This window comes from Amycolatopsis sp. NPDC004079 (genome assembly GCF_040610415.1).
Classification (GTDB): Bacteria; Actinomycetota; Actinomycetes; order Mycobacteriales; family Pseudonocardiaceae; genus Amycolatopsis; species Amycolatopsis halotolerans.
This window is the reverse complement of record NZ_JBEXMH010000039.1, coordinates 42,556-65,479: the sequence shown is the minus strand read 5'-3', so window position 1 is coordinate 65,479 and position 22,924 is coordinate 42,556. Positions and strand designations below refer to the sequence as shown.

At 68.9% G+C, this 22,924-nt stretch carries 16 protein-coding genes; 7 read left to right on the top strand and 9 right to left on the bottom strand.

Features of this window, described 5'->3' with window-relative positions; all coding sequences use genetic code 11:
• Positions 1 to 36: 36 nt before the first annotated feature.
• On the top strand, positions 37 to 492 hold the full coding sequence (locus tag ABZX37_RS32000) for an AraC family transcriptional regulator (RefSeq protein WP_354745870.1): 456 nt from the start codon (positions 37 to 39) through the stop codon (positions 490 to 492).
• Between the two features lie 535 nt (positions 493 to 1,027).
• Here ABZX37_RS32000 and ABZX37_RS31995 read toward each other — a convergent pair.
• On the bottom strand, positions 1,028 to 1,219 hold the full coding sequence (locus ABZX37_RS31995; protein ID WP_354745868.1) for a VOC family protein: 192 nt from the start codon (positions 1,217 to 1,219) through the stop codon (positions 1,028 to 1,030).
• Between the two features lie 333 nt (positions 1,220 to 1,552).
• Here ABZX37_RS31995 and ABZX37_RS31990 point away from each other — a divergent pair, with 333 nt between their 5' ends.
• Entirely contained in the window at positions 1,553 to 1,996 is a 444-nt protein-coding gene (locus ABZX37_RS31990) for a VOC family protein (RefSeq protein WP_354745866.1), read from the top strand.
• Between the two features lie 459 nt (positions 1,997 to 2,455).
• Here ABZX37_RS31990 and ABZX37_RS31985 read toward each other — a convergent pair whose 3' ends face one another.
• From ABZX37_RS31985 to ABZX37_RS31960, 6 genes are all read right to left on the bottom strand, one after another.
• Entirely contained in the window at positions 2,456 to 3,919 is a 1,464-nt protein-coding gene (locus ABZX37_RS31985) for an NAD(P)/FAD-dependent oxidoreductase (protein WP_354745864.1), read from the bottom strand.
• 109 nt (positions 3,920 to 4,028) lie between these two features.
• Positions 4,029 to 6,365 carry a polysaccharide lyase 8 family protein gene (locus tag ABZX37_RS31980; RefSeq protein WP_354745862.1) on the bottom strand — a complete coding sequence of 779 codons (2,337 nt, stop codon included), beginning with the start codon at positions 6,363 to 6,365 and terminating at the stop codon, positions 4,029 to 4,031.
• Between the two features lie 78 nt (positions 6,366 to 6,443).
• A complete protein-coding gene (locus ABZX37_RS31975; protein ID WP_354745860.1) occupies positions 6,444 to 7,898 on the bottom strand; it encodes an aldehyde dehydrogenase (NADP(+)) in 1,455 nt (484 codons plus the stop codon).
• 415 nt (positions 7,899 to 8,313) lie between these two features.
• Positions 8,314 to 9,462 (bottom strand): hypothetical protein, encoded by a 1,149-nt coding sequence (locus ABZX37_RS31970; RefSeq protein WP_354745858.1) that lies wholly within the window; start codon positions 9,460 to 9,462, stop codon positions 8,314 to 8,316.
• A gap of 4 nt (positions 9,463 to 9,466) precedes the next feature.
• Positions 9,467 to 10,723, bottom strand: coding sequence for a glucarate dehydratase family protein (locus tag ABZX37_RS31965; RefSeq protein ID WP_354745856.1), 1,257 nt, complete (start codon positions 10,721 to 10,723; stop codon positions 9,467 to 9,469).
• Complete coding sequence (locus ABZX37_RS31960; protein ID WP_354745854.1) at positions 10,723 to 11,655, bottom strand: 5-dehydro-4-deoxyglucarate dehydratase; 933 nt, start codon at positions 11,653 to 11,655, stop codon at positions 10,723 to 10,725. The genes ABZX37_RS31965 and ABZX37_RS31960 overlap by 1 nt, the downstream gene beginning before the upstream one ends.
• A gap of 129 nt (positions 11,656 to 11,784) precedes the next feature.
• On the opposite strand from ABZX37_RS31960, the gene ABZX37_RS31955 reads away from it, so the two are divergent.
• The 5 genes from ABZX37_RS31955 (at position 11,785) to ABZX37_RS31935 (ending at position 18,165) form a co-directional block, all read left to right on the top strand.
• Positions 11,785 to 12,582 carry an IclR family transcriptional regulator gene (locus tag ABZX37_RS31955; RefSeq protein WP_116199354.1) on the top strand — a complete coding sequence of 266 codons (798 nt, stop codon included), beginning with the start codon at positions 11,785 to 11,787 and terminating at the stop codon, positions 12,580 to 12,582.
• 83 nt (positions 12,583 to 12,665) lie between these two features.
• Positions 12,666 to 13,490, top strand: coding sequence for an NAD(P)-dependent oxidoreductase (locus ABZX37_RS31950; RefSeq protein WP_354745852.1), 825 nt, complete (start codon positions 12,666 to 12,668; stop codon positions 13,488 to 13,490).
• A gap of 42 nt (positions 13,491 to 13,532) precedes the next feature.
• Positions 13,533 to 14,414, top strand: a complete 882-nt coding sequence (locus ABZX37_RS31945) for an AraC family transcriptional regulator (protein ID WP_354745850.1) — start codon at positions 13,533 to 13,535, stop codon at positions 14,412 to 14,414.
• Between the two features lie 94 nt (positions 14,415 to 14,508).
• A complete protein-coding gene (locus tag ABZX37_RS31940) occupies positions 14,509 to 16,416 on the top strand; it encodes a maleylacetate reductase and hydroxyquinol 1,2-dioxygenase domain-containing protein (RefSeq protein WP_354745848.1) in 1,908 nt (635 codons plus the stop codon).
• 18 nt (positions 16,417 to 16,434) lie between these two features.
• Positions 16,435 to 18,165, top strand: a complete 1,731-nt coding sequence (locus ABZX37_RS31935; protein ID WP_354745846.1) for an FAD-dependent monooxygenase — start codon at positions 16,435 to 16,437, stop codon at positions 18,163 to 18,165.
• A 1-nt stretch (position 18,166) separates the two neighbouring features.
• On the opposite strand, the gene ABZX37_RS31930 is transcribed toward ABZX37_RS31935, so the two are convergent.
• Positions 18,167 to 20,455: a Tat pathway signal sequence domain protein gene (locus tag ABZX37_RS31930; protein WP_354745844.1), complete on the bottom strand. Its 2,289-nt coding sequence runs from the start codon at positions 20,453 to 20,455 to the stop codon at positions 18,167 to 18,169.
• A 20-nt stretch (positions 20,456 to 20,475) separates the two neighbouring features.
• Complete coding sequence (locus ABZX37_RS31925) at positions 20,476 to 22,773, bottom strand: hypothetical protein (RefSeq protein ID WP_354745842.1); 2,298 nt, start codon at positions 22,771 to 22,773, stop codon at positions 20,476 to 20,478.
• Positions 22,774 to 22,924 lie beyond the last annotated feature (151 nt).

The following is a 22,924-nucleotide window of genomic DNA, read 5'->3' as shown; positions in this document are numbered from 1 at the left end:
AGCCAGCTCCCCCGACGCGTGTGTCACCATCGGGAAATGGGAACCACCCCCGGCCCGGCCTCCGCAGTCCCGCTTGCGCAGCTGCGTCAGCTGCGCCTCGCCAAGGACGCCATGGACCGGGACTGGGCCGAGCCCCTCGACCTCGACGCGATCGCCACGCACGCCGGATACTCGCGCTACCACTTCGTGCGCCTCTTCCGCGCCGTGTACGGGCAGACGCCCGGGCAATACCTGAGCCGCCGCCGGATTGAGCGCGCGGAGGATTTGCTGCGGACAGCCGATCTGTCCGTCACCGAAATCTGCCCGCTGGTCGGGTTCAGCAGTCTCGGATCGTTCTCGTCGAGCTTCAAGAAACACACCGGCCTGACCCCGAGCGAATACCGCGCCCGGCACGTCAGCCAGGGCTCGGCCCTCGTACCCGGGTGTTACGCGCTCCTGTGGCACGGCGGGTTCAAGGGACTGTCGCGGACACCGAAACCCGACCCTGAGTGACGAACCGTCTCGATCCCGTGCGCGCGGACCTCCTGGGTGCCTTGGAACCGCCGCCGACCAAGGACCACACCTCGACCGCTCTCGGCTCCTGAGCGACGAACCGTCTCCATCCCCGGCGCGCCGACCCCACGGACGGCTCGGAACCGCCGCCGACCAAGAACCGCACCTCGACCGCTCTCGGTTCCTCAGGGACAAACCGTCTCCATCCCCGGCGCGCCGACCTCACGGACACCTTGGAACCGTCCCCGACCAAGGACCACACCTCGACTGCTCTCGGCTCCTCAGGGACAAACCGTCTCCATCCCCGGCGCACCGACCTCACGGACACCTCGGAACCGCCGCCAAGCAAGAGCCGCACCTCGACTCATCTCGGATTCTGACGCGGAGCGATCTCGCGGATGCGCAGCGACGAAGCCGTTGCGGGCCAAGGAAGCAGGGCTTTTTCGCGCAATGGACCACCGCCAACTGCATCCCGCCACCAAGCGCTGGGCGCAGCCGTGAAGCAACGGTGTGACCGGCGCGGCCGCAACACCACTCAGACGATGTCGAATTCGTTGCCCTCCGGGTCCTGCATGGCGGCGGCGTAGTGCTCCAAGTTCGGCTCACCGTCGATTCGCAGCACCGCGGCACCGGCTTCGAGCAGCCGTTCTGCCTCGGCCTTGGCTCGCTGCGTACGGATGTCCAGCGGAACGTCGCGCCCCGGTCGGCCTTCAGGTCGAAGTGCCATCGGTTCTTGGCCGTCTTGGCCTCCGGGACCGGCTGGAACCAGACCCTCGGTCCCCGCCCCACGGGATCGACGATCGACTCCGGGATATCCCCGGCACCGGGCGGCAACTCTGTCCCGAGCACGCCCATCGCCTTTCTGCGGATTGGAGCAGTCGATCGTCACCTGCAGGATCATGTCCATGCCTGGAGCATTCCAGACAGGTACGACAAAAAGCCGCTTCCCCGATACCCGGCGAAGGACCGCAATTTTCAAGAAGCCGAGCAGCCCCGGAAGTAACTACGGTTGAGCACAGAGAGCGGGCGAACAGCGCCTGCCGGGCACGAGGAGTCAGCTGTGATCAAGGGCCTGTCCATCGCCAACGTCTGGGTCCTCGACCATGACCGGGCCAAGGAGTTCTACACCGAAAAGCTGGGCCTGGAAGTCCGCACCGACCTGACAATGGGCGACGGCGGGATGCGCTGGCTGACCGTCGGGGCCAAGGACCAGCCGGACCTCGAGATCACGCTGATGGTCCCTGGCGCGCCGGCGCTCGACCCTGAATCGGCCGAAGCGCTGAAGCAGCTCGTAGCCAAGGGAGTGCTGGGAGCCGGGGTTTTCGGGACCGACGACATCCACGCCGACTACAAAGCCCTGAAGGCACGCGGGGTCGAGTTCGTGCAGGAGCCGCAAGAGCGTCCCTACGGCACCGAGGCCATCTTCCGCGACGATTCCGGCAACTGGTTCTCCTTTACCCAGCGTCGGGAAAACCTCGACCTGGACAAAGACTGGAGCTGCTGACAGGGCGATGCCGCGTTCAGACCGGAAGGATCTCGGCGGGACAGCGGCTCCCTCTGCAGGTCATTGCGAATGCCGAGCGGGAGCGAGAATCCGGCACGGTCGCGGCGCTTCGCTTGCGAGGTCGTCAGAAATGCCGGGCAGGCCAGCCGCAACGACCACGGCGCGCCCCGCCAAGCCATCAAGAATGCCGAACAGGACAGGCCGGAAGGGTCTTGACAGGACCGCCGCGATTCCCCCTTGCGCCGTCAGAAGAGCCGAGCAGGGCGGATCAGAGAAATCTCGAAACAGCGCGGTCAAAGTCGTCGGGAACCACAACCAGAACAGCGGAACTCGACACCACCGCGGCGACTCCCCGGCAGGTCATCAGCAGCGCCGAGCGGGCTGGCCCGAAGGACCTCGCCACGACCGCCGCGAGTCCCCGCCGAGTCACGAAAGCCGAGCAGCACCGAAGTCAGGAGGTCAAGCACTGCGCCGCGAAGCGCGCTCGAACCGCAGCACCCCGTCGTCGACTCGGCTCAGTCGGAGGTCTGCCGCGTCCAGTACGTAGTTTTGCCGCATCAGCCATGGGCGTCGGTTGCCTTGGCGGGGCAGCACTGAGGCGGCGCGCGTCAGGTAGCCCGACGTCAGGTCCATGATCGGCCGCCGCGTCGACTCCGGGATTGCGGGCGGGCGCGGCACGCATGCGTCAAAACCGTTGCGGGAAAGGTGGTTCAGCAAACGGCACACGTAGCGGGAGACGAGGTCGGACCGCAGTGTCCAGGAGGCGTTCACATAGCCTAGGCACCACGCGAAGTTCGGCACTCCGCCTAGCATCATTCCCTTGTACACCAGCTGTTCTGAAGGCTCGATCGCCGCGCCGTCCACGCTCAGTTCGATGCCGCCGAACGCGATCACCCGGAGGCCGGTGGCGGTGACGATCACGTCTGCGGGCAGAGCCGCGCCCGATTCCAGCGTGATGCCTTCGGGGGTGAAGCGGTCGATCCGGTCGGTGACGATGTCCGCTTTTCCGCTGCGGAGCGCTTGGAAGAAGTCCGCACCGGGAGTCAGGCAGAGTCGCTGGTCCCAGGGTTGGTAACGCGGCGAGAAATGGGGATCTACCGGAATTGAAGGAGGTAATTGCTTAGCGGCCGCGTCCCGCAAGAAGGCTGCCGCGCGCTCGGGTTGCCGCCGGGAGAACTGGTAGAGCAGCGTCGTCACCAGAACGTTCTTTGCCCGTACGACGTGGTAGGCGAGTCGCGAAGGGAGAAACTTCCGCAGGCGGCAGGCAAGTGAATCCGTCCAAGGGCGGGCCAGGACGTAGCTTGGCGAGCGTTGCAGCATCGTCACGGACTCCGCCGCTGAAGCCAGTTCCGGAACCAAGGTCACGGCGGTGGCACCGCTGCCGATCACTACGACTCGTTTGCCAGTGAGGTCCAGGTCCTCCGGCCAGAACTGCGGATGCACGATCTCGCCGCGGAACGCGTCGCGGCCGGGGAAATCGACGACGTGGCCGTTCTCGTAGCTGTAGTAGCCGCTGCACAGGTACAGGAAAGAGCAGGTGAAGGTGAGGAGCTCGCCGTCCCGGGAGACCTCCACAGTCCAGCGGGCCGAGGCTGACGACCAGGACGCCCGAACTACCCGGTGGCCGAACCGGATGTGCTGGGAGATCCCGTAGTGCGCGGCGGTATCCCGGATGTACTCCAGGATTTCCGCGCCGGACGCGATCGCCTGTTCCTTGCGCCACGGGCGGAACGGGTAGCCGAGCGTGAACATGTCCGAGTCGGAGCGCACGCCGGGATACCGGAAGAGGTCCCAGGTTCCGCCGGTCGTGTCGCGCGCTTCGAGGATGGCGTACGTGCGGCCCGGCGCCTGCTGCTGCAGCCGGCACGCCGCGCCGATTCCGGACAGTCCGGCTCCGACGACCAGGACATCGAAATGCGCCAAAGTTCCTCCCCGCTCGAGACGGCTCCGCCCACTTTACGGCCGCGGCCGACTCAAGTGGGGCCCCGCCGGGCCAGGCCGGGAACCACCGGCCCGGCGGGGAAAACCGTGCTCACCGCAGGGGAACGATCTTGGTGGCGCCGAAGGTGTCCTTGAGCGGAACCTCCACTGTGCGCCGCCGCACCGTCACGCGGACGCTGTCCTGCAGCTGCGTCGGGTCGGAAACAGCGAGGCTGTCCCGGCCGAGCGCCACCGAAGCGGGTCCTGAGACGGATACTTCGTCCACGGTACCCGCACTGTAGAAGTTTGCGAGCAGTGTGTTATCCCACAGCCGCAAAGCCTGGACAGCGGCCGTGTTCGCCCGGACGCGCCACGAGAGCATCGAAGCGACAGTCCCCATCACCGACGCACCGGGCAGAACCGCGTACGCGTACTTCGCGTCCACCGGCTTCGCACCGTGCTCGATCACCAGTTTCTGGTACCGCCGCGTGTTCGGCGTCGTGGTGCCCTTCGTGTTGGCACCGGTGTCGACGTCGCGCCAAGCCCCGATCCGGTCTTCGCGCAGTGCGGTGACCTCGGCGTTGTCGAGCAGGACGTACCCGCCGACGTGGTCGAGGTGCAGCCAGCGCGGCCGGTGCAGGGCGGCCGAATCGCCGACCACGCGGGCGTCGGCCAGCAGCGTGCCGCGTCCGTTTTCGCCGAGGTTGCGGTTTTCGATCGTGGTCCGGACCGCTTGCCCGGACGTGTCGGTGATTCCCGCGCCGAGGCAGACGATGCCCGCCGGAGTGAAGAACCAGGACTTCCGAGCGGACAAAGAACCGTCTTCGGAGACGAAATCCATCGCGTACGCGCCGTGCCGGGCGTCCCAGCGCACGCCGCCGACGTGCGCTTTCGTCGTCAACGGAGTCCCCGCCAACGGTCCCGGCGGACCGGCCTTCGCGGTGGTGCCGGGCAGCAGGGCCGGATCGGCGGTCGGCCAATAGGCGTCCGAGTAGTGGCCTTTCGCGTTGGGGAGGAACAGATACAGCACACCGTCGCCGACGTGCCAGCCGTGCAGGTTCATCCCGTTGATCGACTCGTAGCGCGAGATCCGCGTGGAGCCGACGCCGAGCGACGCGGACCATCCCTCGGTCACGTGCACCATCCGGTCCTGCTGGCCGAAGATCCGGTGCGTCGCGACGATCGGCGTGGGCCGAACGGGTCCGGCGAGCATGTCCTGGGCGAACTCGATGCCCGGCGTCGCGACGAGATCCGGGCCGGGCGCGAACCGTTCGGGATCGGGGATTTCCAGGAACGGCGCGTATGTGCCTTCCTTGATCCACTTGGCGGCGAGGCCGGAGAGCTCGGTCTGCACGGTCCCGGTCGCCGAGCGGGCGAGGACCAATGTCGCGACGGTCAGCTGATGTCCGATGTCGTGCGCGGTTTCGCCCTGGCGCGACAGCATCCGCCCGCGCACCGGCTCCATCAGCGCGCCCGCGTAGACGAACGGCGCGAACGTGTCGCCGACCAGCGCGTACACCTTTTGCTTGAGGTCGTCCGACAGCGCGTACTCGGTGCCTTCGGTGACGTGGATCGTCCCGGCGAGCGCGGTCAGCAGGACGATGCCGTAGTGGCCGGGGTACGGGATGGTGTCGTGCTGGATGAACGAGCCGTCGGCGTGGAAGCCGTCGCCCGCCGCGCGGTCCAGCTTCGCCAGGACGCTCGCCGCTCCCCCGCCGGCGACGTCGGTGATCGCGTCGATGCCGGTGCGGATCCACGCGGTGTCGCCGGTCAGCGCGCCGGACACGATCGAGATCAGCGCCTTGTCCGCCCGGTTCGCGCCGGTTTCGACGACCTTCGGGTTGTTCGCGCGCAGGTTCGGGTTGCCGACGAACCGCTTGATCGGGCTGACATACCGCGCCAGCTCGTCGGCGGTCAGCCGGTCGGCGACCGTGACGAGGGTGTGCAGCAGGTAGTACGGCACGCCGATTTCGTAGGTGTACCAGTTCCCGATCTCGCCGACCTGCGGGTTGTACTGGCTGGCGTAGATCAGCTCCAGCGCCTTCCTGATCCCGTCGAGCACCTTCGGGTCGCCGGAAAGCGTGCTGCCCGGTGTCCCCCAGTCGACGGCGATCGCGCGCAGCCGGGCGTACATCGACGTGGTGTAGTCGCTGCCGGGGCCGAGCGGCAGATCAGTCCACAGTGGACCGTTGCCGGAGACCGTCATGCCGTCGTAGTACGACTTCGCGACCCGGCCGAGGTTCTTCAGCGCGGCCGAGCGTTCCGGCGACGGGCGGTTGATGCCGGTCTGCAGCTCGCGGTAGCCAGCCACGATGGTCTTCAACGGATCAGCCGAGGCCGAAGCCGAACTCGACGCCGAAGCGAACGCCGGGCGTGCAGTGGCGACGAGCGCGGCCGACGCAGCGGCGATGGCACCGCCACGCAGTGCGGTTCTGCGGTTCACGGGCATGACGGTGCCTCCCAGTGGGGTTGGGTGTGCGTGGCAATCCCGGCTAGAACCGGGATTGCCACGCACGAGGGGGTCTGTTCAGCGCGCTCCGTCGACCCGGCGCGGCAGCTGCCACGGGTTCGCTTCGCGCAGGGCTTCCGGCAGCAGCGCGTCCGGGAAGCTCTGCCACGCGACCGGGCGCAGGAAGCGTTCGATCGCGGCGGTGCCGACCGAGGTCGTGGTCGGCGCGGTCGTCGCCGGGTATGGGCCGCCGTGCTGCTGCGCCCAGCTGACCGTGACGCCGGTCGGCCAGTCGTTCCACAGCAGCCGTCCGGCGAGCCGGGTGAGCGAGGGCAGCAGCGGGCGCACGAAGTCGGCGTCGCTCTCCTCGCCCTGGACCGTCGCGGTGAGGCCGGGTTCGAGGCTGTCCAGCACCTCGGTCAGTTCTGTCTGGTCGGAGTAGGTGACGATCAGCGACGCCGGGCCGAAGTGCTCCTCGCGAACAGCCTCGCCGCCAGCCAGGAATTCCTTCGCCGTGGTCGCCAGCAGCGACGGAGTGAACGCGTCGCCGTCCTGCGCGCCTTCCACGACCGACTCGACGCCCGATACCGCGCGCAGATCCGCCAGCTTCCGCGCGAATCCGGCGGCGATGCGGTCGTTCAGCATTTCCTGCTGAGCGACCGTACTGACGGCCTCGCGCAGCGTGTCGTCCAACCCGTGGCCCTCGGGCAGGAACAGCAGGCCCGGCTTCGTGCAGAACTGACCCGCGCCGAGGCTGAACGACCCGGCATAGCCCTTCGCCACCGCTTCGCCGCGCGCGGCGACCGCACCCGGCGTGACGACGACCGGGTTGACACTGCCCAGCTCGCCGTAGAACGGAATCGGCGTCGGCCGCGACACCGCGATGTCGAACAGCGCGCGCCCGCCCGGCACGGAACCGGTGAACGCGGCGGCGGAAATCCGCGGGTCCTTGAGCGCCGTGACGCCCTGCTCGACCCCGTGGATCACCGCGAACGCACCCTCCGGCGCGCCCGCTTCCGTCAGCGCCCGCGCGACGATCTCGCCGGTTCGCGTCGAAAGCTCTTCGTGGCCCGGGTGCGCCTTGAGCACCACCGGACAGCCGGACGCCAGCGCGGACGCGGTGTCGCCGCCCGCGACGCTGAACGCGAACGGGAAGTTGCTCGCGGCGAACACGAGCACCGGTCCGATCGGCACGAGCACGCGGCGCAGGTCCGGACGGGCGCCCATCGGCCAGGCCGGGTCGGCGTGGTCGACGGTCGCGCCCAGGAATTCGCCGTCCCGCAGCACTTCGCCGAACAGTCGCAGCTGGAACGTCGTGCGCGCGAGCTCGCCCTTCAACCGCGGCGCGGCCGGGAGGCGGGTTTCCCGGTGCGCCAACGGGACCAGCTCATCGGCGGCCGCGTCGAGCGCGTCCGCGGCGGCGGCCAGCCAGCGCGCCCGTTCGGCTGGCGTGCTTTCGGCGAACGGGCGCGCGGCTGCGGCGGCCGCGGCCAGCACGCTTTCCAGTTCCGGGGCGGAAGTTTCGCGGCTCAATGGATCTCCTCGTCAAACAGGTTCAGGACGCCGAGTGCGCGGCAGCGGCGGCGCGCCGCTCGGCCTGGTCAGCCGGAGTGCTTTCGACGAACCGCTGAGCGGCTGCCTCGGCCAGCATGCCCTTCCGTTCCGGAAGTTTCGCGGCTCACAGCATCTCCTTGTCAAACAGATTCAGGACACCGCGTGCGCGGCAGCAGCCAGCCGTTCGGCCCGGCGACTCCCGCAACCAGCGCACCTTCCCACCCCCGGAGCAGAAGCTTCACGACTCAACGCATCTCCTCATCAAACAAGCTTCACGACACCACGTGCGCGACAGCAGCCAGCCGCTCGACCCGGCGACTCCCGCAACCAGCGCACCTTCCCACCTCCGGAACAGAAGCTTCACGACTCAACGCATCTCCGCACCAAACAAGCTTCACGACACCGAGTGCGCGGCAGCCGTGGCGGCGTGCAGGTCCGGCCAGCGCGCAGGTCCGGCGAGGCCCAGGTGGTACAGGTGCAATTCGGTCGCGCCGGCCTTGGCCAGCTCAAGCACGTACGCCTCGATGTCCGGCACCGCGCTCGCCGCTACCGCGGTGATGTAGCTGCCGATCGCGACCCGTTCCGGCAGCGCCTGCCGAGCAGCGGCAACCGCGTCGACGCTCGCCTGACCGGGAGCCCAGTTCTGCAGCACCACCGTCTCGGCGTCGTCGGCGGCCGTCGGGGTCAGGCCGGGCAGCGCGCCGGTGACCCACGGGTCCAGCGCACCGTGCAGCACGATCCGCGTACCTGGCTCCAGCACAGCCAGCACCGCGGCGCGCAGCGCATCGGTCGACTGCTGCCGTCCGGACAAAAGCGTTTTCTTCAACTCAGCCGGAAGTCTATCCTCGGCCACCGACAAATCCGCTGTGGCGATCAGCCGCTGCACCTCGGCGCGCAAGGTTTCCCGGACGTCCGACGGGTCGAGGCCGGTCCAGCCCTCCGCGCAAGCGTCGCAGCAGCAGATCGACAACAGCCGTGCGGTGGCCGGAGCCCATACGCCGTCGGTCTTCTCGTGCTGGTGCTGGTGCACGCCGCCGAGCGGGCCGCACGCTTCCAGCAATACCGACGAAAGCTTCAACCCCGCAACGGATTCAGCGGTCAGCGTCGCCGCGTACTCGCGGACGGCGGGTTGCGCCGGGCACAACGCCCACGGATACGTCTCGTCGAAGCAGTTGCGCACGGCGTACTGCGGGAACGCGGTGCCCAGCTGAGAGTTATGCGTGAGCACAATCCACGCAGCGGCCGGGATTCCGGCGTCGTTGAGGCGCCGGACCGCATCACCGCCGCTGTCCTCCGAAGAGACCCAGTCGGGCGCGGCGGGTACGAGATCCCGGCCCGCCCACGCTTCCGCGCGCACCGGCCGGTAGAGCGCGGCCGTCCGCGCGACCACCGAGGTCTGGTCCGTCGACCACGGCGTCGCGGCCCGGGCACTGTGGTAGGCCAAGGCCACCGCGACCTCGTCCACCCCTAGATCCCGCACCCGCTCGGCGAACGCGGTGTCGCCGAGCACGTCCCACGGATACGCGTATCCGGTCGCCTTCACCGGCTCACCACCTCGCCGTGTTCGGCTCGAAGCCGGGAGTGTACTTGCGCATGTACGTCACATCGTCCCGTTTGGTCAGTCCACATCGGACATAGTCCTCGTGCGCCCTGGCGAGCGCGTCCTGGTCCAGCGTGATCCCGAGCCCGGGCCGGTCCGGCACCGCCACCGCTCCGTCGGCGAAATCCAGCACGCCCGGTTCGATCACGTCGGCAGTCTTCCACGGCCAGTGCGTGTCGCAGGCATACGTCAGGTGCGGGGTCGCCGCCGCGACGTGCACCATCGCGGCGAGGCTGATGCCGAGGTGGCTGTTGGAGTGCATGGACAGCCCGACGCCGAAGCTCTCGCAGGCCACCGACAGCGCCTGGGTGTCGCGCATTCCGCCCCAGAAGTGGTGGTCGGACAGCAGAACACCGATCGCGCGCGCCCGGAACGCGGGCTCCAGGTCGCCGAAGTTCACCACGCACATGTTGGTGGCCAACGGCATGCTCGCCTCGCGTGCGACCTCAGCCATGCCCTCGATACCCGGCGTCGGGTCTTCGAGGTACTCCAGCACGCCGTCGAGTTCGGCGGCCACGCGGACACTCGTCGAGGGCGTCCACGCCGCGTTCGGATCGATGCGCAACGGGTGCCCGGGGAACGCTTCGGCCAGCGCACGGATCCCCTCGATCTCTTGCTCCGGCGCGAAAACCCCGCCCTTGAGCTTGATCGAGCGGAACCCGTACTCCTCAACCATTCGCCCAGCCGAACCGACCAGTGCCTCGGGGGTGAGGATGTCGCCCCAGCTGTCCTCGTCCGCGCCAATGTGCGCGCCGTACTTGTAGAACAGGTACGCGGAGAAGTCGACGGCGTCGCGCGCTTTGCCGCCGAGCAGGTCGACGACGGGACGACCGAGGAAGTGTCCTTGTGCGTCCAGGCAGGCGACCTCGAACAGCGAGTACACGCTGGCGATCGTCTTGCGGATGGAGAACCCGCCGATCAGGCCGTGCTCGTCGGTCAGCACGGTCCCGGCGAGCTTGCGCGCGATGATCCGCTTCAGGCCCGGCAGGTCGAAAATGTCGTGTCCGGCCAGTTCCGGCAGCACCTTGCGCACCTCGCCGAGGAACGCCGCGTCGCCGTACGACTCGCCGAGGCCGACCACGCCGTCATCGCACACCACCTGCACCACGCTGCGCAACGCGAACGGCTCGTGCACGCCCATCACGTTGAGCAGGGGTGCGTCCGCGAAGGCGACCGGGGTCAGCACCACGTCCCGGATTTTCATCAGAGGCCTTTCAGCACGGCGAAACCGTTCTCGACGACCTTGCCCAGCCGGTCGATCTGCTCGGCGGTCGGCTCGATCAACGGCGGCCGGACAGTGCCGACCTTGTCGCCGCGCAGCCGGGCGGCGGCCTTCACCAGCGACACCGCGAAGCCGGGCGTCTCGTCGCGCAACGCCACCAGCGGCAGGTAGAACCCGGCGAGCAGCGCGTCCATCGTCGCGTTGTCGTCCTCCGCCAGCGCGCGGTGGAAGCGGTGCGCGATCTCCGGAGCGAAGCAGTGCACCGCCGAGGAGTAGCGCGCGACGCCAGCCGCCGCGTACGCCTTCGCGGAGACCTCGGCGGTCGGCAAGCCGTTGAAGAACAAGAAGTCCGCGGAACGCTGCGTGCCGAGCGCGCGGATCGTGGTGACGATCCGGGTCATCGTTTCGACGTCGCCGTAGCCGTCCTTGATCCCGACCACCGACGGGATGTCCAGCAGCTTCGCGGCGGCAGGCGCGGTGAAGACGCCGGTGCTGCGGTGGTAGACGATCACCGGCACCGAGGTGTCGCCGACCGCGTAGCGCACGTAGTCGACCAGCCCCTCCTGCGGCCCGGTGACCAGGTACGGCGGAAGCAGCAGCACACCGTCGGCATTGCCCGCCTGCGCCGCCGCGACGCCTGCGCGCGCAGTGGCCGCGCCGCCGCCCGCGCCGACCCACACCGGCACTCGTCCACCAGCGACCTCGCGCGCCTTCGCCAGCAGCGTGGCGACCTCGTCGACCGACAGCGAGCTGAACTCCCCGGTGCCGCACGCGACGAACAGCGCGCCCGCACCGGCGGCGATGTGGCTCTCCACGTTCTCCGCGAACCCGTCGAGGTTGAGCTCGAGGTCTTCGGTGAAGGGGGTCAGCGGGAACGCCAGCAAGCCGTCCAGCTCGATTGCGGTCTGTGCCATCAGTTTCTGCTCCAATGTTCACATTCTTGAATGGAGTCTGTTATCGTGACTATGTTCACCCACAAGAACGCTGTTCGGGACGCTAATATGGCCGGACTCACAAGTCAACGGCCCGGTTGGAGGACGCGCATGGCGCAAAAGACAGACCCCGCCACCGCTCCCGCGGAGTCCGCGGGCGTGAAGTCGGCGCGGCGCGCCATCGACCTGATCGAGACGTTCGCCGCGAACGACGTGTGGCTGTCGCTGTCTGATCTCCATGCGCGCACCGGGTTCCCTCGCTCCAGTCTGCACGGTTTGCTGCGCACCCTGCTGGACGCGGGCTGGCTGGAGGCCGACGCGAACTCCGCGCGCTACCGGCTCGGCGTGCGTGCGCTGATCTGCGGCACCGCGTACCTCGACCGCGACGCGATCGTCCCCTACGCCACCGAAGCGCTGGAGCGCATCCGCGAGAAGACCGGCTTCACCGCGCATTTCGCGCGCCGCAACCGGACCGAGGTCGTCTACCTGGAGACGCGCGAGTCGCAGCACTCCACGCACCTGATCTCGCGCGTCGGCCGCACCCTGCCCACGCACGCGACCGCGCTGGGCAAGGCCTTGCTCGCCGAGCTGACCCACGAAGAGGTCGAGGCGCTCATGCCCGAGGAGCTGGTCGCGCTCACCCCGAACACCATCACCACGCTCGACGCGCTGCACGCCGACCTCGCGCGCACCCGGGAACGCGGGTACGCCGCCGAGATCGAAGAGGGCACCCTCGGCGTGCGCTGCGTGGCCGCGGTGATCCCGTACCGCATTCCCGGCACCGACGCGATGAGCTGCTCGATGCCGCTGGGCAAGGTCACCGACGCCGACGTCGAGCGCGTCGGCGAGCTGCTGGCCGAGACCACCGCCGAGCTCGGCCAGCAGCTGCGCCGCGCCGGAATCCGCTGACCGCCGCCACCCGTGCCCCTCGTGAGTGCCTATCGCGGTTCTCACCGCGATAGGCACTCACGAGCTTTTATGGAAGGAAATCCATGCCAGACCAGCGTGTGCTGATCACCGGATCGGCCGGCGTCGTCGGCACCCTGATGCGGCCGCGGCTGCGCCGTGACGGCCGGGTGCTGCGGCTGCTCGACCTCGCCGAGCAGCCCGCCGCCGAGGACGGCGAAGCGGTCGAGATCGTGACCGGCTCGGTCACCGACCCCGAAGCGATGGCCGCGGCCTGCGCGGACGCGGACGCGGTGATCCACCTTGGCGGGCTCAGCCGCGAGGCGTCGTGGGACGCCACCCTCGACGTCAACATCAACGGCACGCACACCGTCCTCGAAGCCGCCCGCGAAGCCGGGATCCGCCGGGTCGTGCTCGCGTCGAGCAACCACGCCGTCGGTTTCCGCCGGAACGCCGACGCGGGCGAGAGCGGCCTGCCCGCCGACTCCAGCACCCGACCGGACACCTATTACGGCGTAAGCAAAGCCGCCATCGAAGCGCTGGGCAGCCTGTACGCGTCGCGCTTCGACATGGACGTGATCGTCATCCGCATCGGCTCGTGCTTCGAGACCCCGCTGCCGCTCGGCATCCGCGGCCTGACCAGCTGGTTGTCGCCGGACGACGGGGCGCGGCTGTTCGAGGCCTGCCTGAGCGCGCCGTCGCCGGGCTACCGGATGATCTGGGGCGTCTCGGACAACACCCGCCGCGTCTACTCGCTCGCCGAGGCCGAGGCGCTGGGCTACAAGTCGCACGACAACGCCGAGGTCTACGCCGACCAGCTGGCCGACAAGCCCGCGCCGACCGGGGCGGCCGCCGAATACATCGGCGGGCCGTTCTGCACCGCCCCGCTGGGCGTGTTCAACCCGCTCTGAGAGGTACCCTCGCCCACGGGGACCCTCGAAGAGGAGGACGCCGTGGGCGAGCTGGGGCGTGGCGACACGAACGGCATCCTTTCCCTGCCGTGGATCCGCCCCGAACGCACCAGCGCGGGTCTCGGCTGGGACCGGATCTATCTGTCCAAACAGCGCGAACGGCCGTATCGCGCGGAGTTCGGGCCCGCTCGGACGCACCAGCTGATCCTGCACCTCGCCGGTCCGGTCACCGTTCGCCGCGGCGTCGGGTCGCCCGGCGAGCGCAGCCGGCGGATCCCTGCGGGCGGGCTCTTTCTCCAGCCGTCGCACCAGGAACTGTCGGTCGAACTCGGCGGCGAGCTGGACACGCTGCACGTGTACCTGCCGGATTCGGCAGTGCAGGAGGCCGCCGGATCGGACGCTCCGGTCCGGCTGGCCGACGAGCTCGGCAGCGTCGATCCGCTGCTCGAACAACTGGTCCTCGCGCTCGACAGCGTCGTGCGGGAATGGGAGCCGGGCGCTCGCGCGTACACGGATCAGCTCGCCGCACTCGTCGCCGCGCAACTCGCGCGGCAGCACCGTTCCGGGCGGAGCACTCCCCTAGCGCCGCGATCGGTCGAGGCACTGACGGACCGGCAATTCGCCCAGGTGCGCGAGCTGATGGACGAACGCCTTGCCGAACCGCTCGGGCTGGCCGAACTGGCCGCGGCGGCCGGGTTGAGCGTCAGCCGGTTCGCCCGCCGCTTCAAGGCGCGCACCGGGCTGCCGCCGCATCGGTACCTGTTGCGGTTGCGCGTGGATCAAGCCGGATTGCTGCTGCGGACCGGCACCGAACCGATCGCGGACATCGCTGTGCGCTGCGGTTTCTCTCACCAGGAGCACCTCACCCGAGTCCTGCGCGCCCACCTGGGCACGACGCCCGCCGCGCTTCGCCGGGACGGCTGACACGCGCGTTTCGTGCAGCCCGCACAGCATGTCTGTGCAGGCGCTGGGTCGTCGTCACCCGGATACTCGACGTACCCGCGTGGAAGGACCGTCGATGTTCACCTACACCGCCAACCCGGCCCGGGTCGTGTTCGGCAGCGGCACGCTCGCCGTCGTCCCCGACGAGGTGCAGCGGCTCGGCGCCAGCCGGGTCCTGCTGGTGGCCGGAAAGTCCGCGGCCGAGGCGGCCGACCGGACCGCCGAAGCGCTCGGCCCGCTGCTCGCCGCCCGCTTCGGCGAGCCCACCATGCACACCCCGGTCGAGGTCACCGAACGCGCGCTCGCACTGGTCGCCGAGCATTCGGTGGACGGCGTCGTCGCGATCGGCGGCGGCTCCGCGACCGGACTGGCCAAGGCGCTCGCGCTGCGCACCGACATCCCGCAGGTCATCGTGCCGACCACCTACGCCGGGTCCGAGATGACGCCGGTCGTCGGCCAGACCGAGAACGGCCGCAAGACCACCCAGTCATCGCCGAAGGTGTTGCCCGAGGTGGTCGTCTACGACGTCGACCTCACCCTCGGCCTGCCCGTGCCGACCTCGCTGGCCAGCGGCGTCAACGCGATGGCGCACGCGGTCGAGGCGCTCTACTCGGCGGAGGCCAACCCGATCGTCGACCAGCTCGCCCTGGCGGCGATCCGGCTGCTCGCCGCCGCGCTGCCGCGGATCGCCGCCGATCCGTCCGACGCGGACGCTCGGACCGACGCGTTGCGCGCCGCGTGGCTGGCCGGTTCCTGCCTCGGGTCGGTCGGGATGGGCTTGCACCACAAGCTGTGCCACACGCTCGGCGGCAGTTTCGGTTTGCCGCACGCCGAAACGCACACGATCGTCCTTCCGCACGCCATGGCGTACAACGCGCCAAAGGCTCGGGAGGCCATGCGGCGGATCGCCGAAGCGCTCGGCGCACCCGATGCCCCGACGGCGGTGTTCGACCTGATCGCCAGCCTGCCTGTGCCGCGTTCGCTGGCCGAAATCGGCCTGGCCGAAGGCGATCTCGCCAAGGCCGCCGAACTGGCCACCGCCGCGCCGTATCCGAATCCGCGCGAACTGACCCGCGACGGCATCGAGGAGCTGCTGCGACACGCGTGGTCCGGCACCCGCCCCGCCCCCGCCGAAGGCACGCCGCCGGATCTGCGCGGGCTCACCCAGGAGGTCGTGGACAGTTTCGCCGGCACGCCGGACCCTCGGTTGCGCGAACTGCTGTCCGAGCTGGTCCGCACGCTGCATTCCTACGTCGTGCGCACCGACCTCACCCAGGAGGAGTGGGAGCACGCGATCGGATTCCTCACCCGCACCGGGCAGATCAGCTCGGACACGCGGCAGGAGTTCATTCTGCTCTCGGACACCCTTGGCGTTTCGAGCGTGGTCGACGTGCTCACGAACTCGCGCACGCCCGACACCACGCCGTCGGCGGTGCTGGGCCCGTTCTATGTCGAAGGCCCGCCGGAAACCGAGCAGGGCGCGGATCTCGCCGAAGGACTGCCCGGGACTCCACTGTGGACGGATGTCCAGGTGACCGAGCCGGACGGAACCCCGGTGCCGGACGCGGTCGTGGACGTCTGGCAGTCCAATGAGGACGGTTTCTACGACGTCCAGCTGCCCGATCTGGACGGTCCGGTGCTGCGCGCCCGCTTCCGCACCGACGCCGAGGGCAGGCTGCGGTTCTGGACGATCGTGCCGTCGGCGTACCCGATCCCGGACGACGGCCCGGTCGGCCAGATGCTCACCGCCGTCGAGCGGCATCCGTTCCGCGCGCCGCACGTGCACTTCATGATCGCCAAACCCGGCTATCGCACGCTCGTGACCCAGCTGTTCGTCCGCGGCGGCGACTACCTCGATTCGGACACCGTGTTCGGCGTGAAGGACGGCCTGATCGTCGACTTCGCCGAGCAGACCGGCCCCGCGCCGGACGGGCGCGAACCCTGGCGCCGTCTCGAGTTCACCTTCCGCGTCACCCGCGCCTGACTCCCCGGGAATCCCACCATGACCAGTTACGACACCGATGTCCTCGTGGTCGGCAGCGGCCCGGCGGGCGGTTCCGCCGCGCTGCTGCTCGCGTCCTGCGGCGTCCGCACCGTGCTCGCGACCAAATACGGCTGGACGGCGCACACGCCCCGCGCGCACATCACCAACCAGCGGACGATGGAGGTCTTGCGCGACCTCGGCCTCGAAGACCAGGCGCTCGCGCAGGGCACTCCCCCGGAGCTGATGGGCGACACCGTGCTGTGCACGTCGCTCGCCGGTGAGGAGATCGGCCGGATCGCCAGCTGGGGCACCGCGGACCGCTCCGCGACCGAGTACGCGTCGGCGAGCCCGTGCCACATGATCGACCTGCCGCAGACCTACCTCGAACCGATCCTGGTCACGAACGCCGCCGCACGTGGGGCGAAACTGCGCCTGGACACGGAATTCCTCGGCTTCAGCCAGGACTCCGACGGCGTGACCGCGCGTTTGCTGGACCGGGTTCGCGGCGACGAGTTCACCCTCCGCGCCCGCTACCTGATCGGCGCGGACGGCGCCCGCAGCCGCGTCGCCGAGCAGGCCGGGCTGCCGATCGACGGCCAGTCCGGCAAGGCCGGCAGCATGAACATCACCTTCACCGCGGACCTTGCCGAGTACGTCGCGCACCGGCCGAGCGTGCTGTACTGGGTGATGCGGCCGGGCGCGCACCTCGGCGGCATCGGAATGGGCCTGGTGCGGATGGTGCGGCCCTGGAACGAATGGCTGCTGACCTGGGGGTACGACATCGCGCAGCCACCGCCCGAAGTGGACAGCGCGGAGGCGACGCGGATCGTCCGGGACCTTGTCGGCGATCCGGACCTGCCGGTGGAGATCACCTCGACTTCACTGTGGACGGTCAACCACAGCTACGCCACGCAGTATTCCTCCGGGCGCGTTTTCTGCGCGGGCGACGCGGTGCACCGGCATCCGCCGTCCAACGGGCTCGGGTCCAATACGTCGGTGCAGGACGCGTACAACCTGGCGTGGAAGCTCGCGATGGTCGTCCGCGGCGACGCGGGCGAAGGACTTCTCGACAGTTACAGCGCCGAGCGAGCGCCGGTCGGCAAGCAGATCGTGGACCGGGCGAACCTCAGCCGGGATCAGTTCGGGCCGATCTTCACCGCGCTCGGCGTCGACGGGGACACGGATTCGGACGCCATCACGGCTGGTCTCGCCGCCTGCACCGCTGCGACCGAGGACGGAGCGTTGCGGCGGAAGCGGTTGCAGGCAGCCATCGAACTGAAGAACTACGAGTTCAACGCGCACGGCGTGGAGATGGACCAGCGGTACGTCTCTTCGGCAGTCATCCCGGATGGTGCCGAGAGTGAGGCGGTACGGGATCCCGAGCTGTATCACCGGCCCACGACCACGCCGGGTGCGAAACTGCCGCACGTCTGGCTTGTCGGCCCCGACGGTCGCCGAGTGTCCACATTGGATCTCGTCGGCCGCTGCCGGTGGACTGTCCTCACTGGACTCAACGGCGGTGCCTGGCGTGACGCCGCCGCGAAAGCCGGTGCGGACCTCGGGCTGGACCTAAGGGTCGTCACCATCGGTTCGCCCGAGGCCCGCGATTCCTACGGAGACTGGGCGCGCATCAGCGGTATCGAGGAAGACGGCTGCCTCCTGATCCGGCCGGACGGCTACATCGCCTGGCGTCACCCCGCCGCCGGAACCGGACTGATGGCGGCACTCCGCAGCCTCCTCGACCGTTAGCTCACGGCATCCCCCACGGATCGTTCGCCCCGCTCGGTGTAACCGGCCGGACCGTGAAGTCCGGCCGGTCGCCGCGGCGGTACACATAGGCGTCCTGACCGCGTCCGAGGTCAACCCGCACGTCACCATTCGCCAGCCGCCGCCAGCGTCGCGGACGGCCATGAGCGTCTGTCACGGTCAACTCGCCCTCGATCCCTGGTCGCAGCACACACGGCGCACCGGCCTCGCTGTGCACCTGGAGCCAGCGCGTTTTCCCACCTTCACGCGATGCGCTGAGCAGGAACGCGCCTTCGGTACGGAAGTCGCACAGCGCGATGTCGCCCCACGCGTCCGGCACCGCGGGGAACAGCCGGATGACGCCGCCCCAGCTCTGCACCAGCATGTCCTGCATCGATTTCGCCGCTGACAACGGCGTTTCGATCACCGGGCCGGATTCCTTGTACATCGTGTTCGGCTGGATATAACGCTTCTGGAGTTCGCCGAGGTAGTACGCGGCCTTCTCACCGCGCAGCATCTGCGCGGAGATCGACGCGGCGCCGGTGAACGTGTAGCCCTGCAACGCTCCTTCGAAGCCGACCCAATGGTTGAGCGAGGTTTCGATGATCTTGCGGTGTTCCGGTTGTTCCCAGGTGATCTCGTACAGCGGGTAGATCTGCAGCAGGTGCGAGTAATGCCGGTGCGATTTCGCGAACGGGACGCCCGCGCCGATCATGTAGCCGTTCTCGTCCGCCGGGTAGTCGGTGAGCGTGGCGAGCACCTGTTGCCACTTCCCCGCCAGCGGATCGGCGATGCGCAACTCGCGCGCGGTGTCCAGCAATGTCTTGCAGCCCCAGCGGATCAGGGCGAGGTCGTAGTTGGTGTCCGGCGCGTTCACGCCGTACTCGGGCGAGAAGGTCGCCGGGAGGTGCAGCCGTCCGTCCGCGCCCGGGGTGAGGAAATGCAGGTAATAGTTGATCGCCTTGCGCAGCAGCGGGAACAGCGTGTCGCGCAGCAGCTGACGGTCCATGGTGTGCCGGTAGGTCAGCCAGACGTTGTGCAGTGCCCAGGTGAGGTTGCCGACCTCGGGCGTCGGGGTGTCCTGGCCGGGAATGCCGACCGGGTAGCCGCTCGTGGAGTCGGCGAGGCCGTTGAGCAGCGTCATGTCGGTGGTGCGCGGGATACCCGCGGAATCGGACTGGTACGGCTTGGCGACCTGGCTGGTCAGGCGATCCCGGTACTTGCCGAGCGCGTAGCTGACCGCGTCGAGTTCGAGGTGGTTGGAGCCCTGGATGAGCCAGTACTCCAGCTGCACGTTGAGGTTCCACCACGTCGCGGGCCACGGCGTGTTTTCCAGCCACGGGCCGGAAGTCGCCATCACCGGCGCTTCCTTCCGGGCGGCTGACGCGACTTTGTACAGCTGGATCCAGTAGAAACTCTGCAGCCGGGTGTCCGGAATGGACAGGAAGCTGCGCCGGTAGTAGTCGTGCCACCAGCGGCGGTGGTCCCAGGTCAGCACATCCATCGCGGTGGCCCGCCGCACCGTGTGCAGCGCCCGGCTCACCGAGGTCTTCTCCGGATGCGACCACGCGACCGACGTGTACAACGTCCGCGTGCTGCCCCGCGTGACTTCGCGCCAGGCCGTCACATGCTCGCCACCCGCCAGCAGGGGCTGTACCGCGAGGTGCGCGTCGCCTGCCTGCTGCACCTGGACCGGCGGATTCTCCAGATATCCTTCCGGCGGCGGCTTTTTCCACACCGGGTCAGCTCGCGGGCTGATCGCCTTCGCCGGATGGAACACCCACTGGAACCCGCGCTCGCCCTCGGACGGCCGCACCTCCACCGCGAGCAGCGACTGTCCGGTGTGGACGATCGCCCGCAGCTCCAGACTGCCCGCCGCGGTCGTGATGGTGCCGGTCAGCTCGGCGTTCCAGACGTCGAGCCGCCAGTCGAGACCGGTGATCTCGCCGACCGGTTCGAGCGTGAAGTACCCGATCGGCAGTCGCGCCAGACCGAACAGCGACCCGAATTGCGGCCGGTGGTCCTGCACCTGGCTGTGCTGGACGTTGAAGCGGACCGCGTTGCGCCCGGGTTCGGCGTAGATGCCGGAGCCGAGGAAACCGTTGCCCAGGAACGGTCCCTCATACCAGGTCTTCGGCATCCGCCGCCAGCGCAGGTCCGCTGTCGCCAGGAAACCCGCCCAGTCGACGCTGTCGCCGCTCATCTCCGCCGCGCCGGCCGGGGACAGCCCGACCGCTCCGGCGGCGATTCCGGCGAGGGCTCCGCCGAGCACTGTCCGGCGCGAGATGTCCATGTCCGCCAACCTCCTGGTTTCTAGTCAGGCAAACCCCACGCTGGAACGGTGCCGAGCGAAGGAACGTCACGCGGCCCGAAGTCCGGCCGGGCACCGCGCGGGGTGACCGTGACCGTGCCGCCCCGCCGCACCTCCAGCGCGATCCGCCGCGGACCGGCCGGCCGCCATGGCAGCCGCCGCCCCCACTGATCACACACGTCGATCTCACCGTCGATGCCGTGGTCCAGCACCAGCGGCGCACCGGCTTCGCTGCGCACCCGCACGAACTCCGTCGCGCCCCGCCGCCGCGACGCGTCCACCAGGAACGCACCCTCGGTGCGCAGCCCGGCGATCGACGCGTCCGGCCACTTCGCCGACACCGACGGGAACGCCTTCACCACTCCCCCGGAACCCTGCAGCACCATGTCCACAACGGACTGTGCGGCGGTGATCGGGCTTTCGACGGCGAAGTTCGAACCCTCGCGGTACATCGTGTTCGCGGTCAGCTCAGTGTCCGCGACGATGTTCCGGTCGAGGAAGAACTTCAGGTACCGCAAGGCTTCCTCGGGCTGGTCCATCACCGAGTTCATCGACGACGCGGCCGCGTAGCTGTAGCCGTGCCAGGCCGATTGGTCCGCCGACCAATGCCGGAAGGTGCGGGTCATGACGTCCCGGTCGGCGGGCCGCTCCCAGTTCCGCTCGCGCAGCGGGTACAGCCAGAGCAGATGCGAGAAGTGCCGGTGCGAATCGGCGAGCCGGACGCCGTCGCCGATCAGCACGCCGTCAACCGGATCCTCGTGGTATGGAACGAGTTTCGCCGCGATCTCCCGCCACATCGGCACGCGCGGCTCGTTCAACCGCAGGATCCGCGCTGAGTCGGCCAGCGTCGTCGCGGCCCAGCGGATCAACGACAGGTCATACGTGCAGTCAGTCGCGTCGGCGTACTCCGGCGATCGCGTCAGCGGCAGGTGCAGCAGGCCGTCGGGTCCGGTGAAGAGGAAGTGCCGGTAGAAGTTGAGCGCTTTCGCGAGCGTCGGGTACAGCACGTCGCGCAGCACCGACTGGTCGAGGTGATGCCGGTACGCGAGCCAGACGTTGTGCAAGCCCCACAACAGGTTCCCGGTCTGGTCCGTTTTGGACGTCGTCCCCGGAACGCCGACCGTCCGGACCCCGCCCGGCCGCAGCCGCCAGTCCCCCGGATGCGAAAGCGCGTACGTGTCGCCGTCCCGATAGGCAGGCGGAACGGACACCTCCAGATTGGCATGGTCGCGACGGAATGTCTCGGTGACCGCGTCCAGCTCCGGATGGTTGGTGCTGTTGACGATCGGATAGGTGACCTGGACGTTCAGGTTCCACCACACCGCCGTCCAGCTGTTGCCGACCTCCGGGAACCACGGGCCCCATTCGGCGGTCACCGGGCCGTCCTTGCGGGTCGCCGAGGCGATCTTGTACAGCTGGATCCAGTAGAACCGCTGGACCTGCTTGTCCGGCACGGACACGAAACTGCGCTGATGGAAGCTGTTCCACCAGCGGCGATGCCAGGCGAGCAGCAGATCCGGGTTCATCGCGAGCGTGCGATCGACCAGCGATACGGCGTCGCGGGTGTGCGTGGAACGCGGGAACGAATAGGCGACCGTCGCCGCGAACAACCGCTTCGTGCCGACTCGCTTCTCCCGCCACGCCGTCGTATACCCGCCCCCAGCTGTCAACGGCTGCGCACAGTACCCGTTGGCCTGCTCAGGTTCCGGATTCGCGGTGTACTCCGGCGGCTTGCGCACCGTCCGGGTGGTCGCCGACACCAACGGCGCAAAGCCCCACGCCGCCCCGGATTCGCCCGCGCTCGGGTCGAGCGAGACGAGCAGGACGCCGAGATCGTTGTGCACCACCGCGGAAAACGCGACCTGACCGCGCGTGGTGGTGATGGTGCCGCCGAGTTCGGCGTTATACAGGTCAAGCGTCCAGTCGACACCCGTGATCGCTCCGGCGAAGGTGAGCGTGATCGCGCCGATCGGCAGCCGCGACAACCCGATCCCGGCTTCCCACTGGTTGCGCTGGTCCTGGACCTGGGTGTGGCTGAGCATGAACTTGAGCACCTGCGGCATTTGCCCGGCGTAGGCCTGCACGCCGAGGTAGCCGTTGGCGAGGAACGGCGCTTCCTGCCAGTTCTTCGGCAACCGCTGCCAGCGCATCCGCGCGTCCATCGCGACGTCCCGGTGCGGGCTGCTGCGCTGCGCGGCCGACCCGGGTGGCGCACCCTCCGCCCAAAGACCGCCGAACGCCGCCGCCCCGGCTGCGATGGACACGGATCGAAGCACCGTCCGCCGCGACACCCCGACCATGACGCCCTCCGGATTCATATTACGTTTCGCCCCCGCTGGCGCGAGGTGAGCGGAATATATCCAGACAGAGCAGGCGAAAGCCAGAGTTGTTCACCCGGAAAGCCGCACAGACATCCGATGACTGGGATCTGCCGGGTGTGCGTTCACATAT